Consider the following 16,258-nt stretch of genomic DNA (forward strand, 5'->3'; position numbering starts at 1 on the left):
GTCGGCCCCTTTTCAACTTATCGCTCTGAAATGTTAAAAGCGCTTCTGGAAGGTTAAATATCTGTAATATCCAGACCCATCAAGTTTTTATTCTAAAAACTTAACGTTCAATAGTGAGATACTCAGTCCCCAAATACCCCAGCCTGTATAAATACCGACTTTCTGCTGCACGGATTTACACCTCCCTCTGGTATAATTCTGAGATATCTTTTTAAGAATCCTGTGACATGAAACCAGAAGCCATTATAAAAACACTGATCAATGAAATCTCCGATCCGTCCTGTATTCGGCACGGCCGGGAGCGCACGATTATATCGCTTGATAATTACGATCACGATATGACGTTTATTTTACATGCCGGAACCGTGGCTGTTCATCGAAGTAATGATCAATTGCTATTGAAATTCACTGAAGCGCCGATGATCATTGGAATGAACGATCTGTTCAATGCTCATGAAGGAATGTATTATCAGGTTTATGGCAATGTTGAATATGAAATAAGAAATAAAAGCGACATTCTTGCCATGATTGACAGTAAAAACCTTTGGAAAGAAGCCGCTTATTGCTATATGCATGGCGTAAAAAAATTGCTTGAGGCCCATAAAAAATCCGCGGGTCTAACAACTTACGAACTGATACGTCAGAGTTTAATGAGCTTAATGGGTAAAAAAGAGGCGTTACGCCAGACGATCAATACCTGCGACTATATTCAGGAAAAGACACATATCTCGCGTAGCCGCGTCATGAAAATCCTAAGCGATCTCAAAACAGGTGATTATATTGTCATCGAGCGCGGAGTGCTTATCAAAATCAATAAACTTCCAGAAACATATTAATCAACATAAAAGCCCTTAATCAATCAGAAGGGCTTTCGGTTAGTCATGATTTTCCGCCAGCCACGCCAGTACCTTTTCCCCTTCATCATCGACGGGCAAATACACCAGCAGCCGCGAGCCGTTACGCGGTGCGGAATACCAGTACATCTGCTGCAAATAAAAATCGCCCAGCTGCGGATGGGTAAAGAGCTTCTGCTGATTCTCAACCCCACGCACGTCATAGCCCTGATGCCACAAGGCTTCGAACTCTTCTGAGACCGCAAAGAACCGTGCCAGCTTGGCTTCCCACTGCGGATCGCCGCGATGCTCCGCCATTGCCGCGCGGAAATAGGAGACAAAAATCGGCAGCGCGTCGGCGCGCTTGCCAAGTCGACTGCGCCACGCGGGGTGAGTGAGAAAAAGGTAAATACAGTTGCGGTCTTCTTCGGGGATCGCGTTGAAATCCACGCCCATCAAATGACCAAAACTGTCATTCCACGCCACAATATCGAAATTCGGTTTCTGAATGCTGGCAGGTTTTGGCATCAACGTGTCGAGTAAACGCCGCGTGCCTTCGCTGATCCCTTCGCAGGGTACTTGCTGCGGTACTTCGCCCAAGGGCAATCCAGCCAGAACGAACAGATGACGCGTTTCGGTGGCGGTGCATTGCAGCGCTTTCGCGACCGCCAGCATAACCACGCTGGACGGGTTCACGTCCCTTCCCTGCTCAAGCCAGGTGTACCAGGTCACGCCGACATCGGCCAGCATGGCGACCTCTTCACGGCGCAGGCCCGGCGTGCGTCGCCGTCCACTTCGCGGTAAACCCAGACGCTGCGGATCGAGACTTTCCCGGCGCGCACGTAAAAAAGCGCCGAGTTGCTTGCGGTTGTCATCCTGCAACGAAGATACCGGTTCGGTCATCAGCGTCATACAGCCCCCTGCGTGGTAGTGCCAGTACCAGTATAAGCAAGAACTGGTACCCGTTTTTAATTTCCCTGATGCTACGACCATCTGCTGAATGACGCAATGGAGTTACCATGAATACGTCTGTTGTTTCACCAGGCCGTGCAGGCCTGATATTGCTTTTAACGGGCCAGATGCTGCCGCTGATTGATACGTCGATCACCAACGTTGCGCTGGATTCCATCACGCAATCGCTGCATACCAGTCCGACGCAGCTCGAACTGATCGTCGCCCTGTACGGCGTCGCATTTGCAGTCTGTCTGGCGCTGGGTAGTAAACTGGGCGATAACCTTGGCCGTCGTCGGCTGTTTATGTGGGGCGTTGCGGCATTTGGCGTGGCGTCGTTATTGTGCGGGATGGCGGGAACCGTTGAGCAACTGCTGGCTGCGCGCGTATTACAGGGCGCGGGCGCGGCGCTGATCGTCCCGCAAATCCTCGCGACGCTCCACGTCACGCTGAAAGGCACGGCGCATGCCAAAGCGATCAGCCTGTTTGGCGGCATCGGCGGGATTGCCTTTATCGTCGGGCAGATGGGCGGCGGCTGGCTGGTGTCGGCGGATATCGCCGGGCTGGGCTGGCGGAACGCCTTTTTTATTAACGTGCCGATCTGCCTGGTGGTCCTGGCCTTGAGCCGTTACTACGTCCCGGAAACCCGCCGTGAAACGCCCTCGCGCATTGACTGGCTAGGCACCGCGCTGCTGGCCGCTATCCTCTGCTGCCTGCTTTTTCCGATGGCGCTCGGCGCGGAGCTTCACTGGCCATGGTTCCTGCAACTGGCGCTGATTGCGGTGATCCCGCTTGGGCTGTGGATGCGCACCAGCGCGTTGCAAAAACAGCAGCGCGGCGAACATCCTCTGCTGCCCCCTCGCTTGCTCAAACTGACCAGCATTCGTTTTGGAATGCTCATTGCCCTGCTGTTTTTCAGCGCCTGGTCGGGATTTATGTTCTGCATGGCGCTCACGATGCAGTCCGGTCTGGGTATGGCCCCGTGGCAATCAGGGAATAGTTTTATCGCGCTGGGCGTGGCCTATTTTGTCTCGGCCTGGTATGCGCCAAAACTGATCACCCGCCACAGCATGGGGCGCATTTTACTGACGGGTTTGACGATACAAATCGCAGGTTTACTGCTGTTAATGGCGACGTTCTGGCGCTTTGGGCAGGCCAATACTGCCTTGACGCTGGCGCCTGCCACCATCCTGATTGGCTATGGTCAGGCGCTGATCGTGAACAGCTTTTACCGAATTGGGATGCGCGACATCAGCAGCTGTGACGCGGGGGCCGGAAGCGCCATTCTGAGTACCTTGCAGCAGGCAACCGTGGGTCTTGGTCCCGCCGTGCTCGGCACGTTGTTCCTGATGCTTGAGCGGCATAACGGCGGGCACTATCCGCAGGCGATGATCGGTTTTCTCGGCATTGAAGTGCTGATGATGCTGGCGCTGGGCGGTGTTGCGTTGTGGTTGCGCCGCCAGTTGAATGCGGGCCCACTCCCCGCCGCCTCGTAAAATCCGGCATAACGCCTCCGGGTTGCATAATAAAAGCGCAGCCTTCATGATAAAAAGGAATATATTCAGGAGACGTTATGCAGGAATTAATTGCTCAGGTTGAAGAACTGGGGATCGAAATTAACCACACCACTTCGCTGGTGATTATCTTTGGCATCATTTTACTCACTGCCGTGATTGTCCACCTTATATTGCATAAGGTGGTTTTACGTCTGTTCGAAAAACGGGCGCAGGCCAGTTCCCATTTATGGCTGCAAATCATTACGCAGAATAAATTATTTCACCGTCTGGCCTTCACTCTACAAGGGATTATTGTCAACATACAGGCGGCGCTGTGGTTACAAAAAGGCAGTGAAGCCGCAGAAATAACCATGACCTGCGCCAAACTGTGGGTCATGGTCTATGCCCTGCTGTCGTTCTTCTCTCTGCTGGATGTGATATTCAATTTTTCGCAAAAATTAGCGACGGCATCTCAGCTTCCGCTTAAAGGCATATTCCAGGGCGTCAAACTGGTCAGCGCCATTGTGGTTGGGATCCTGATTATTTCTCTGTTGATTGGTCAGTCTCCGGCCATTCTGATCAGCGGTTTAGGTGCTATGGCCGCCGTGCTGATGTTGGTCTTCAAAGACCCGATTCTTGGCCTTGTTGCTGGTATTCAGCTGTCTGCCAACGATATGCTCAAGCCCGGCGACTGGCTGGAAATGCCGAAATACGGCGCAGACGGGGCGGTCACGGATATCGGTCTGACCACCGTCAAAGTGCGCAACTGGGATAACACCATCAGCAATATTCCCACCTGGGCGCTGGTCTCTGATTCGTTTAAAAACTGGAGCGGCATGTCGGCATCGGGTGGACGGCGAATTAAGCGCAGCCTGAGTATTGATACCACCAGCATTCATTTTTTGGATGAGGACGAACAGCAATGTCTGATTAAGGCAAAACTGCTCAAGCCCTATATGGCCGCACGCCACGAAGAAATTAATCTGTGGAATCAGGAAAATGGCGAAGGCGAATCGGTATTAAATCTGCGCAAGATGACCAATATCGGGACGTTCCGCGCTTACCTGAATGAATATCTGCGCAACCACCCGCGCATTCGCAAAGATATGACGCTGATGGTTCGTCAGTTAGCGCCGGACGCGAACGGTTTGCCGATTGAAATTTATGCGTTTACCAACACGGTGATCTGGGCGGAATATGAAACCATTCAGGCGGATATTTTCGATCATATCTATGCCGTGGTGGAAGAATTTGGCTTGAGAATACATCAGTCGCCCACAGGAAACGATATCCGTTCACTGGCGGACGCCTTCGCGAAATAAGCCTCAGGTACTGGCGCGCGCCACATAGCGCCAGTCCAGCATCACTCGCTCGGTGGGCGCATCCGGATTATCGATTTTGTTGAGCAGCAGATCGACCGCTTTGCGCCCAATATCTTGCGACGGCTGCTCGATGGTGCTGAGCTGCGGAGAGACCATTTCTGCCAGTTCGGTGCCATCAAAACCCACAACGGCGATGTCCTGAGGAACGCGTAATCCCGCCTGTTCAATGGCACGCATCGCCCCCGCCGCCAACGTGTCCGACACCGCAAACACGGCATCCGGCGGATTATCCGCCAGCAGCTTTTTCATCGCCGCCATGCCCGCGCTGGAGCTGAGATCGCTCGCGTACTCCACCACCTGATAATCCAGATTGCGCAGATGCACCACGCTTATATAGCCGCGCTCGCGCAGACGTGCATATTTGTAGCTTAAATCATGGTTGATCAGCGCAATGCGGCTTCTCCCGCTGTCCGCCAGCTGGCTGACAACGTGCTGCGACGCGTCCACATCGTTGATCCCCACGCAGGAAACGGTGCCTGAATCGGCGTATTCGGCGCACTGCACCCACGGCGCATTGCCGATTAGCGCGGAGAGTTCCGGAAGTTTTGAGAACGCGTCCATAGTGATAATGCCGTCAACGATTTTACCGGAGAGCAGGCTCAAGCCAGAGCGCGAACGTTCGATATTGGAACCGGAGTTGCACAGCAGAATGCGGTAGCCCTTTTTCTCGGCTTCGGCTTCAATGCCTTTCACCACTTCGGCGCAGAACGGGTTAGCGATGTTCGAGACCATCACCAGAATCATATAGCTGCGGGATGTACGGAGCTGACGCGCCAGTAAGTTCGGCTGATAGTTGCTCTCTTTAATCGCCTGCAAAACGCGCTCGCGGTTGTTCGCTTTGACCTTATCGCTGTTATTAAGCACACGCGAAACGGTAGCGACCGAGACACCGGCCAACTGGGCGATTTTCTGAATTGACATAACGACGGCACATCCTGCGGTTAGCGTTTTACTCAGGCTAACATAAATTTGCTGCCCGGCGAACCGGGCAACGGGTCATCGCGCGACGCTGACCCAGCGCTGCTGCTGATGACTTTTCACTATGGCATCAATGATATACATTACGTTCTCGCCGTCATGGAAGGTCGCAAACAGCGGTTTTTCGGGCATGAAGCCTGTCTGCACCGCACGATAAAACTGCGCCATCATGTTCTTAAACGCGTCCGGCCAGCCTTCGATATGCCCGCCAGGGAAGTGGGCGCTGTCGGCGGCATCACGATTCATCAGGCTCGGATCGTCAGACAGCGTCTGATTGGCCTGCGCGCGATGGCCAATCCAAAGCTGTTGCGGCACTTCCTGATCCCACGCAAGCGACTTTTCGCTGCCGTTGATTTCAAAGCTCAGGCGATTTTTACGCCCGGCGCTGACTTGTGAAACGCTGAAGCTGCCTTTGCTGCCATCGTCGAAGCGGAACAGCACTGAGCCAAAATCTTCCGTGGTCACCGCTTTGTCCTCAAAGACCGCAGAATCGTCCTGCGTGAACGTCTGGTTGCCCGCCACATTCGCCTTGCGCGTCGGCCAGACGATAGACAGATCGGCCATTACCTCGACGATCCGTCGCCCGGTGACAAACTGCACCGTATCGCACCAGTGCGAGCCAATATCAGCGACGGCGCGGGACGCACCACCGAGCGCAGCATCCACGCGCCAATTGTAGTCGGTTTCGAGCAGCATCCAGTCCTGCAAATAGCTGCCCTGCGAAGCAAATAACCGCCCGATGCTACCCTCGCGCATCATGCTCTGCGCCTGGCGCACCATCGCAAACTGGCGGTAGACAAAACTGACGCCGTGGACAACGCCTGCCTGCACTGCTAATTCCACCAGCTCGCGCGCTTCATCTGGCGTCATGCACAGCGGTTTTTCCGAGAACACATGTTTGCCCGCGCGCAGAATCTGGCGATTGATTTGCGCATGCAGATGGTTTGGCGTGCAGTTATGCACGACGTGTAAATCCGGATGCGCAAGCAGTTCTTCTACGTTCCCGTAAGCGTGAGGAATGTTCAACGCCTGCGCCTTTTCCTGCGCTTGCTCGAGCGTGCCGTCGCACAGCGCGACGACCTGCACAAAACCGAGACGCCGCAGCGCCTCGATATGCGCCGGGCCGATAAACCCGCTGCCGATAATCCCGACGTTAATCATTCGTCTTTCCTGCAGCAAAGTCGTCAAATGCCCGCGCCGACACCGGAATAATATGGCGGCGGATGAATTCACTGCCTTCGCTCGCGCCCGTCTCGCCGTCCTTCATGCAGCATTCCCACTCCAGCACTGCCCAGCCTACAAAATCGTACTCGGTGAGCTTGCTGAAAATGCCTTTAAAATCGATCTGCCCGTCGCCCAGGGAGCGGAAGCGTCCGGCGCGGTTGAGCCACGGCTGATAGCCGCCGTACACGCCGCTGCGCCCGCTCGGACGGTACTCCGCGTCTTTAACGTGAAACGCTTTGATCCGCGAATGGTAGATGTCGATAAAGGCCAGATAATCCATTTGCTGCAACAGCATGTGGCTAGGATCGTAGAGAATATTGCAGCGCGGGTGGTTATCAACCAGCGCGAGAAAGCGCTCAAACGTCACGCCATCGTGCAGATCTTCGCCCGGATGCAGCTCAAAACAGAGATCCACGCCGTGCTCATCGAAGCAATCCAGAATCGGTCGCCAGCGATTCGCCAGCTCGCCAAATGCCTCGCGAAAACGCTGCTCATTGTGCGGCGGCCACGGGTAGACAAACGGCCAGGCCAGCGATCCTGAGAACGTGGCGTGAGCCGTGAGGCCCAGCTTCGCCGACGCCGCTGCCGCTTGCTTGAGCTTTTCTGTCGCCCATGCCTGACGCGCCGTATCGTTGCCACGCACCGCTGGCGGGGCAAAGTGATCAAACGCCTCGTTATACGCGGGATTGACCGCAATCAGTTGCCCTTCCAGATGCGTGGACAGTTCGCTGATCGCCAACCCGTATTCGGCCAGTTTGCCCGCGATCTCATCGCAATAGGTCTGGCTTTTGGCTGCCTTTTCCAGATCGAAAATCTGCGGATGGTGACAGGGAATTTGCACCGCCTTGTAGCCTTTGCCAGCCGCCCAACCCGCCAGCCCGTCGAGCGAGTTAAACGGGGCTTGGTTTCCAATAAATTGCGTCAGGAAAATGCCCGGTCCCTTAATCGTTTTCATACCACCTCCAGAACATTACGCCTTGTCGTCGTCGTATTTGAACGCGACCAGGAAAATCAGGGCAATCACCGCCGCAGCAACCGCCGGGATCCACCAGAATGTGACCCACGCCTGCGGTACGGTCTGTCCCGCCACCAGGCTGTTATACAACGCGCCGGAAATCTGCGACCCGAGCAGCATGCCGATACCGTAAGTGAACATCACGATCATGCTCTGCGCCTGGCCTTTCACCTTTTCGCCCGCCACGCGGTCGGTGTAGATGAAGCCGACAACAAAGAAGAAGTCATAGCACACGCCGTGCAGCAGAATACCGAGATACAGCAGGAAGCGCCCTTCTTCGCTGACGCCGAGCGCAAAGAACGCGTAGCGTACAAACCACGCCAGCATGCCGATCAGCAGCATGTATTTCACGCCGAGACGGCGGAACAGCAGCGGGATAACCAGCATAAAGACGATTTCAGACATCTGACCGAAGGACATCGCGGTGCTGACATCGGCGATTCCGGCATCAGCCAGATACGACGCGGTGTAGGCGTAGTACGTGCCCAGCGGAACGGAAATCAGCATTGCGCAAAGAGAGAAGATAAAGAAGTGACGGGTTTTGAGCAGTGCGAACGCGTCTGCACAGAACAGATCGCGAAGTTGCACCGGCAGACCTTTGGCAGGCGCTGGCGTATGCGGCAACGTCAGGCTGTAGAGCGCCAGCAGCACGGAACTTGCTGCCGCGACCTGGAAAATCGTGACGCTAGACGATACGCCCGTGACACCAATAAACACGCCCGCCACAATCCAACCGATAGTGCCAAACACGCGCACCACCGGGAACGTCTTATCGACATTATTCAGGCTGTGGAAGGCAATGTTATTCGTGAGCGCCAGCGTCGGCATGTAGCAGAGCGTATAGCCAAACAGCAGGCCGATCAGCAGCGCGCCGTTTTCAGCAATCAGCGCGCCAGGGACGAACATTAAGATCGCCGCGCCCGCCAGATGCATGACTGCCATCACTTTTTGCGACGGGAAGAAACGGTCAACCAGCATGCCGAGCACAAACGGCGAGAGAATCGAGGCGATTGGTCCGGCGGAAAACGCGTCGCCAATCAGCAAAGACATGTTGTGCTGCGTCATCACCAGACCGAGCGTGACGGACCAGCTACCCCAGATAAAAAATTGTAAAAACATCATCAGCGACAGACGCGGAACCAGCATTCGGTGCTGGGCTATCGCCTTTCCACTACTTTCAGTTGTTGACACCATGATGAGCCTCACCCAGAAAAAGTAATCGATTACAAAACAGTTCAAATAAAAAGTAATCGATTACAAAACAAAGATCTTGTGGATCGAGACAGAACTGGGAGAGGAGTCACGATAATGCTGCGAATGGATACTGAGGGGGGGTGTTCTGTGGGGCCTGATGCCCTCACCCCAGCCCTCTCCCACGGGAGAGGGAGAAAAAAATTAAAAAGCTACGTGCGTTGCCTTTTGCGTTGGCCTGATGCGGTTTGATGCCCTCACCCCAGCCTTTCCCGCGGGGAGAGGGAGAAAAAACTAAAAAGGCAACATGCGTTGCCTTTCGCTTTGGCCTTTTGCGCCCTGATGCCCTCACCTACGGTGAGAGGGAGAAAGGCAATGTGCATTGCCCTCCTCAGAGAGAGGGCGAAGAGAAAATCACTTTTTACGTGACAATTTGAACGCCACAAACAGGAAGACAATCCATACCGGCAGCAGGAAGGCTGACAGGCGCATGTCGTCGAGAGTGCACATCAGCACGAGGATCATCGCCAGGAAAGCGATGCAAATGTAGTTACCGGCCGGATAAAGCAGCGCTTTGAACTGCGTCTCGCGCCCTTTGCGGCGCATCGCCGCGCGGAATCGCAGGTGCGCCAGACAGATCATGATCCAGTTCAGCAGCAGCGTCGCGACAACCAGCGCCATCAGCAGACCAAAGGCCTCTTTCGGCAGCAAATAGTTGATCAGCACCACCAGCGACGTGATCCCACCGGAAAGCAGCAGCGAATTTACCGGTACGCCGCGACGGCTCACGCGGGTCAAGAACTTCGGTGCATTACCCTGAACGGACAGACCAAACAGCATGCGGCTATTGGAGTAGACGCCGCTGTTATACACGGACAGCGAAGCCACAAGAATGACGAAATTCAGCGCAGATGCCACCAGGTTGCTGTTCATATCGTGGAAGATCATCACGAACGGGCTGCTGTCGGATTTCACCTCGACCCAGGGATAGAGGGCGAGTAATACCACCAGCGAACCGATATAAAACAGCAGGATGCGGTACACCACCTGATTGACCGCTTTCGGAATGCTTTTCTGCGGATCGCGCGCTTCAGCGGCTGTAATCCCGATAAGCTCAAGCCCGCCGAAGGAGAACATAATGACCGCCAGCGACATGATAAGCCCATTCCAGCCGGTCGCCAGGAAGCCGCCGTGTTTCCATAAGTTGTCGATGTTCGCGCGCTCGCCGCCGTGACCGGAGAACAGCAGCCACAGGCCAAAGCCGATCATGCCGATAATCGCCAACACTTTTATCAGCGCAAACCAGAACTCGGTTTCACCGTACAGACGCACGTTAACCAGGTTGACGGCGTTGATGATAATGAAGAAGGCGGCGGCCCAAATCCAGGTCGGGACGTCCGGCAGCCAGTACTGCATGTAGATGCCAGCGGCGGTGAGTTCTGCCATGCCCACCAGCACAAACATCACCCAGTAGTTCCAGCCAGACAGGAAACCGGCGAACGGCCCCCAGTATTTGTAGGCAAAGTGCGCAAATGAGCCCGAGACCGGCTCTTCAACGACCATTTCACCCAGCTGGCGCATGATCAGAAAAGCAATCACGCCCGCAATGCCGTAGCCCAACAGAACGGCAGGACCGGCCATTTGAATCGCCGGCCCAATGCCGAGAAACAGCCCGGTACCGATCGCACCGCCGAGGGCAATTAATTGAATATGTCGATTTTGCAAACCACGTTGCAGCGTCGGTGTCTGTTCCGACGAGGCTTCAGATAAACCGTTTCCTGAAGCGGATGACGCGTTTTTCACGTCCTACCCCTGTGTATTTATAGAGAAGGGGCACCTTTTAACACTTCGTGTCAGCAGGAGCAAGTTATAGGATTGATGAATGGATGGGGCATCCGTGCCCCTGATAACGAGGGTAAAGCTTAGAACTCGTAGCCGACAGAAACCTTAAAGGTGCGCGCTTCGCCCTGGAACAGGTAAGTGCCGGAGTCGTCAACGCTCGACCAGTAGTTTTCGTCAGTGACGTTGTCGATGCCCGCGCGCACGGTCATCTGATTCTGGTTCTGATTAACCGCAAAGCGATAACGCATGCCCAGATCCAGCGTGGTGTAGCTGTCTAACTTTTTGGTATTGGTGAGATTCGCATACTGTGAACCGGAGTGGTTGACGCGCGCCGTGGCGGTCAGACCGTCAATCGGTTTGATGTCATATTCCGCGCCCAGAACGGCATAGAAATTAGGCACGCCAACCGCATCGTTACCCTGGTTCAGGCCGTTGTTGGTTTTGGTCAGCTCCGCCTGCAGCCAGGTGGCGCTGGCATTCAGACGCATGCCTAACATTGGTTCGCCGAATATATTCAGCTCCACGCCACGGTTACGTTGCTCGGCGTCAAGACCGTAATGTTTGGTCACGCTGTCGAGAATTGCCGAGGGCATTTTGATTTCGAACAGCGCCAGAGAGCCGCCGACGCGACCAAAATCGGCCTTCACGCCCACTTCGTTCTGTTTTGAATGCACGATGCCGGTGCTCTGGCCGTAGTTGGTTGCAGCTTCTGGTGCGGTTTTACCCGGCTGCAGCGCTTCGGTGTGGTTAGCGTAGAGCGACAGCTCATTCCACGGCTTATACACGACGCCGTAGGTCGGCATCCAGCGGCTGCCGTCGAAGCTATCCGCCTGGTTTTCTGCGCCTGTTACTTTGTTATAGCCGCGAATCACCACTTTCTGATGACGTGCGCCCACGGTGAACAGCAGTTTGTCGTCCAGCACGCCGAGGGTGTCACTCAGCAGCCAGCCCTGAGTACGGGTGCGACCGCTGGTCAGCGGGTCACTGTAATTCCCGCCGCTACCGCCTAAGTTGGTGCTGTCAGGCTTGTCCACGCCGGTATTGTGATAGATGTTGGTGATCGGATTGTCCGCCGCTTTTGACATCTTCCATGCGATTTTTTCATTTTTGGTCTGCGCCGAATAGCCGACGTTGACTTTGTGCGAGACAAATCCGGTATCGAAGTTGCCGCGAAGGCCCGCCATGCCGCTCACGCTGTCACTGATGCGGTTGGTGTCCAGACGCGTTGCCGTAGCTTTGCCGCTTTTATCGATAAGCTTCGCGCCGCTGTACAACCCCTCTTCATGCGCGTGCTGCGCGCCAAGGCCGGTGTAAGCCGTCCAGTTGTCGGTAATGTCGTATTCGCTGCGCCACATCCCGAATTCGTTTTCGATATTGCTATAAGCCCATTTCTGGGAATAGTTGCGATCGTTTTTCGGTGGCGTTGGTACGAAATCCACCGCGGAAATGTTGACGCCCGTTTCGCTGCCGTAGAAGGTTTTCTTCTGATAGCCCATGTCTAAGGACGTACGGAAGTTGTCGCCTTTGTAATCCAGGCCGGTAGAGAGCAGCGTGGTGCGGCGGCGATCGTTCGCTATAGGCGCTTCGCCCTCGCGATGGACCAGGTTTACGCGCGCGCCAAACTGGTCGCTCTCGCCAAAGCGACGGCCCGCGTCCAGCGTGGTACCGATCTGCGAATCAGAAGTGTAATCCACGCCGATTTTCGCCTGCGGCGTGTCGCCCGCGTGTTTTGGCTCGAGGTTGATCATCCCGCCGACGCCAGAGCTCGCCGCTCCGTTCATCAGGGCGTTAGCCCCTTTGAAAATTTCAATTCGGTCAACCATTTGTGCGTCAACCACCTGACGAGGCAGAACGCCGGACAGCCCGCCAAAAGTCATGTCGTCGCCGTCGAATTTCAGGCCACGAATACGGAAACTTTCCGCACTGTTGCCGTAGCCCTGCACGGACTGCACGCCCGCATCGTTCGCAACCACATCAGCGATGGTTTTCGCCTGCTGATCGTCAACCAGTTTTGAGGTGTAGCTGATAATGTTAAACGGCACATCCATGGCGCTTTGCTGACCCAGCATCCCCATGCGTCCGCCGTTTGCGACCTGCCCGTCAAGGAAAGCCGGCACCAGCCGATCGCCGCCCGGTTTGAAATCGCTCGCCGGGGCAGCCTGGACCACGAGGGTGTCTTCTTTTGGGGTTTCCGCGGCAGAAGCGGAGTGCATAACCGCGCCGATAGCGAGCGCCAGCAGCGTTTTATTCATGGTGGTGTTGTTCATAGTTAACTCGTTCAAGTACGCGCAAAATGGCCCGTTTCCGGGCCTAGTTATTTTTATTTCAAAGCGATTCTGACGACGCTGTCCGGACCGTTAGTGGAGTGATCTTTATTGAATGCCTGCTTAACAGTGACATACAGGGTCTGCCCGTCTTCCGACAGCAACAGGCTGTTTGGATTAGGCGGCAGATCCCAGCGCTGTTTCACCGCATACGTGGTGGCGTCCAGACTCAGCAGTTTTCCGCTTTCGCGCTGAGTGATGTAGATCTCGTTGCGTTTGGCGTTGAATTTCACCGCCATCGAGTCGCCCACATCCAGTTGTTTGAGCACTTTTCCGGTGTGAATATCCAGCACCAGCGTGGTTTTGGCTTTGGAGTTATCGGTTACGAACAGACGGCCTGTCGCGGTGTCCTCCGCCATATTCAGCAGCAGTGCGGGCTTGTCGCCCAGCGGTTTCCAGCGTTTTTCAATACGGTTGGTACGTGGATTGACCGTCAGGATCTCACCGCCACCGTTGGCCACGTAAATGCGCTGCGTCTGCTCCGACCACAGCAAACCCGTGACCCACTGGCCGGCATTTTTGATGGTTTTTTTCAGCTTCAGCGTGTTGGTATCCACCACCCAGACGACCGCCGGATCGCCGACACCGCCGATGTACAGTACGTCGCCATGAAGCAGAACCTGACGCGCGCCGTACGGATAACCTTCTTTGTTACGCTCGGTGAACAGCAGACGGTTTTTCACTTTGCCGTCAGCGGTATTGATCGCGGTGATGCCGCCATCCAGTGAATTGGTCGCATAAAGAGTTTGACCGTCAGGCGAGATCGCCAGCGCGAAGTTTTTCAGATCGGTATGGCTGCGGCCAATGGTTTTCAGCGTGGTCGGATCGAGTTTATAGACAACACCGCCCTGCACATCCTTGAAGCCCTCTGAGCTGGCGACATACAGCGCGTCGCCTTTCGGGCTGAGCACCATTTCGTATAAGCCGTCGGCCAGTTCGCGTGCCACCACACCCGTCTCTGCCGGTGCGGCGACGGCGGTTTTCGCTTCAGGCGCAGGGGTGGGTTTTACTGCGTGCTGCGCGGCGCAACCGGAAAGAGAGGCAGCAACAAGCAGTGCCAGCGCGGACAATTTTTTGGTCATCAGGAACATCCTTTACCATTCAGAAAGTGAATTCAGGCGGGAAACTGCGTCGCATGCGGCTTGGCGATTTTGGTTATATTGACAGGCGGTTAAGCCAGTGCAGATTCCACTGTTTACACTCAGTGTTCCGTGTGAGATCTGCGCTCACTGTTGATGCGGGAAGAGTCCGTCTGCGCCCACAAACACTAAAGAGAATGAGAACTATACTCATTATCTTTGTATGATCAAGTGTAAATAGGGGAAACAAACGGAAAAAGTGCGGGTTAAAGAGAAGCTAACGCCCCGCTTATCCTTTCGTACAATAAAATATAGGGAAATTCGCGTATATAAAGAAATAACTCGATGCGTTGGCAGACGTTAATTTAAATCTCAAACCGCGATCGCGGGCATGATAAAAATCTGGGATAGTTAATCTGTACGCTTCATCTTTTTTAGGGAGTTCATTGGTTTCATTAGAAATGAGCACTACTTCGCCATTTTCCCGCCACGCATTAAACAAAACTTTATTACTGACCGCCACGGGAGGGGCATTCAATGGAATATATTCCCCCGATGTTTCCAGCGTGCCAGAGTCGCCATGGAAAGTATAATCCATTATCGCGTCGACAACATACTTGTCATCTACGATAGTGGTATGCACCTCGCAGCTAAAATTACTGCGCTGGTAGTGAATATATCCGGCATAGAGTAAAGGAAAAAGGATAGCCAGCATTATGAGTGACCAGCGCAGAGCTTGTTTATTCATTGTCATCGTTTTGCTGCCTGTAAAATATTGAATTACATTGCGCCTGGGTATCGTGCGGGTTACGGTCACAAATCATTACCGAGCTCCCCCGCTGCGCATGATTTAACGTCATCCACACCATCCCCCCCGTATTACAATTAATCGGGTAACGTTTGGATAAAGAGGTAAACATACTGAGGCTTTTCTCTTTTTCATGCCACGACGAAAATATATCGCACTCATTAATCTTGCCGATATGTTGATAATTTTCAAAGGCAGGCTCATTACCTTTAAGCGTGAGGTAAAGCACGCTGCAAGAGAAGATAAACAGCGCGCCTGCCACGGCATATGCCAGTGGCGAAGCAAAAAAAGAGGCTTTCTGCGATGTCACAGACACCACTTTGCCGGGAATCGTCATTTCAGAAGATATGTCGGTTAAAGCTACCTCTGGTGACGCTTTCTGCGAGAGAACAAATTCATCGCGTTCGCCAGCACGTACCTGAGCAATCGACTTAAACCCTTCTTTTGGTATGGTTTTAATGATGTTTTCGTCGAGTCCCGATGACTTCAACGCTTTACGTATTGAAGCAATGGTTTGATAGAGGGCATTAGTGCTGACGATCGCCCCCTGCTTTTCCCATACGGAGGCAAATAAAAAGCGCTGGGTCAGCACCTGATCATTATGTTCCAGAAGCAGAAGCAGGCATTCATTAACGGGTCCATGCAGCGTCATGGCCCTGTGTGGGTATCCTTCCAGCGGTCCCAGACGGCGCAGATCAGGTTCAAAAAGCAAAGTATCGTTGATCAAAAAGACTTTCTTCATGGCTTCATCGCTAGTGGTCACAGAAAACCTGATTCAGATTTTAATTATTATATATCAGCAAGTTGAAAACGCCCAATTTCAGCAAAAAGAGTATTCTGATCGCCACAACCCAAGACTTCATTCAGTATAAATCATATAACTTCACTCCTCTTTATCTCAGGCAATTCTTAAACTTGTGGTCATCAAGTCCGGGACGTGGATGAACAATGAGCCTGAACCGTGACAGTCAGCGATTGATGCTGAGCATCAGTTGAAATTCGCAACATAATGTTGAGCGATAAGTTAAGTACGAAAATCTGGTACATAACACTGCATACAATGTCATGTGTGGAGTTAAAAACTATAAGCAGCACTTATGAAAATAGAAACTCTAGCAAACCGATCAGTCTACCA

13 protein-coding genes are annotated in these 16,258 nt (G+C 53.7%); 3 read left to right on the forward strand and 10 right to left on the reverse strand.

Annotated features, from left to right (window positions below; genetic code table 11):
* The first annotated feature begins 227 nt into the window (after window positions 1-227).
* Window positions 228-836, forward strand: a complete 609-nt coding sequence (locus AC07RN_RS04565) for a helix-turn-helix domain-containing protein (protein ID WP_478335684.1) — start codon at window positions 228-230, stop codon at window positions 834-836.
* A 39-nt stretch (window positions 837-875) separates the two neighbouring features.
* Here the strand turns inward: AC07RN_RS04565 and AC07RN_RS04570 are convergent, their stop codons facing one another.
* The gene (locus AC07RN_RS04570) at window positions 876-1,745 is read right to left on the reverse strand and encodes a helix-turn-helix transcriptional regulator (RefSeq protein WP_012016468.1); all 870 of its coding nucleotides are present in this window, start codon (window positions 1,743-1,745) and stop codon (window positions 876-878) included.
* Window positions 1,746-1,852: 107 nt separating this feature from the next.
* Between AC07RN_RS04570 and AC07RN_RS04575 the strand changes: the two genes are divergently transcribed.
* Both AC07RN_RS04575 and AC07RN_RS04580 read left to right on the forward strand, forming a co-directional pair.
* Window positions 1,853-3,280 (forward strand): MFS transporter, encoded by a 1,428-nt coding sequence (locus AC07RN_RS04575; protein WP_478335685.1) that lies wholly within the window; start codon window positions 1,853-1,855, stop codon window positions 3,278-3,280.
* A gap of 77 nt (window positions 3,281-3,357) precedes the next feature.
* Entirely contained in the window at window positions 3,358-4,602 is a 1,245-nt protein-coding gene (locus AC07RN_RS04580) for a mechanosensitive ion channel family protein (protein ID WP_012016466.1), read from the forward strand.
* A 3-nt stretch (window positions 4,603-4,605) separates the two neighbouring features.
* On the opposite strand, the gene AC07RN_RS04585 is transcribed toward AC07RN_RS04580, so the two are convergent.
* The 9 genes from AC07RN_RS04585 to AC07RN_RS04625 form a co-directional block, all read right to left on the reverse strand.
* Window positions 4,606-5,583, reverse strand: coding sequence for a LacI family DNA-binding transcriptional regulator (locus AC07RN_RS04585; RefSeq protein ID WP_478335686.1), 978 nt, complete (start codon window positions 5,581-5,583; stop codon window positions 4,606-4,608).
* Between the two features lie 75 nt (window positions 5,584-5,658).
* Window positions 5,659-6,801 (reverse strand): Gfo/Idh/MocA family protein, encoded by a 1,143-nt coding sequence (locus AC07RN_RS04590; protein WP_478335687.1) that lies wholly within the window; start codon window positions 6,799-6,801, stop codon window positions 5,659-5,661.
* Window positions 6,794-7,819, reverse strand: a complete 1,026-nt coding sequence (locus AC07RN_RS04595) for a sugar phosphate isomerase/epimerase family protein (RefSeq protein ID WP_478335688.1) — start codon at window positions 7,817-7,819, stop codon at window positions 6,794-6,796. Before AC07RN_RS04595 ends, AC07RN_RS04590 begins: the two co-directional genes overlap by 8 nt.
* A 15-nt stretch (window positions 7,820-7,834) precedes the next feature.
* Window positions 7,835-9,073, reverse strand: a complete 1,239-nt coding sequence (locus AC07RN_RS04600; RefSeq protein ID WP_235135007.1) for an MFS transporter — start codon at window positions 9,071-9,073, stop codon at window positions 7,835-7,837.
* 411 nt (window positions 9,074-9,484) lie between these two features.
* A complete protein-coding gene (gene pheP / locus AC07RN_RS04605; protein ID WP_012016461.1) occupies window positions 9,485-10,873 on the reverse strand; it encodes a phenylalanine transporter in 1,389 nt (462 codons plus the stop codon).
* A gap of 119 nt (window positions 10,874-10,992) precedes the next feature.
* A complete protein-coding gene (locus AC07RN_RS04610) occupies window positions 10,993-13,179 on the reverse strand; it encodes a TonB-dependent receptor (protein WP_478335689.1) in 2,187 nt (728 codons plus the stop codon).
* A 53-nt stretch (window positions 13,180-13,232) separates the two neighbouring features.
* Window positions 13,233-14,318 carry a YncE family protein gene (locus tag AC07RN_RS04615; RefSeq protein ID WP_478335690.1) on the reverse strand — a complete coding sequence of 362 codons (1,086 nt, stop codon included), beginning with the start codon at window positions 14,316-14,318 and terminating at the stop codon, window positions 13,233-13,235.
* A gap of 286 nt (window positions 14,319-14,604) precedes the next feature.
* Window positions 14,605-15,069: a hypothetical protein gene (locus tag AC07RN_RS04620; protein WP_478335691.1), complete on the reverse strand. Its 465-nt coding sequence runs from the start codon at window positions 15,067-15,069 to the stop codon at window positions 14,605-14,607.
* A complete protein-coding gene (locus AC07RN_RS04625; RefSeq protein WP_478335692.1) occupies window positions 15,056-15,886 on the reverse strand; it encodes a winged helix-turn-helix domain-containing protein in 831 nt (276 codons plus the stop codon). Before AC07RN_RS04625 ends, AC07RN_RS04620 begins: the two co-directional genes overlap by 14 nt.
* Between the last annotated feature and the right edge of the window lie 372 nt (window positions 15,887-16,258).

Source organism: Lelliottia sp. GFLA7 (assembly GCF_056490165.1).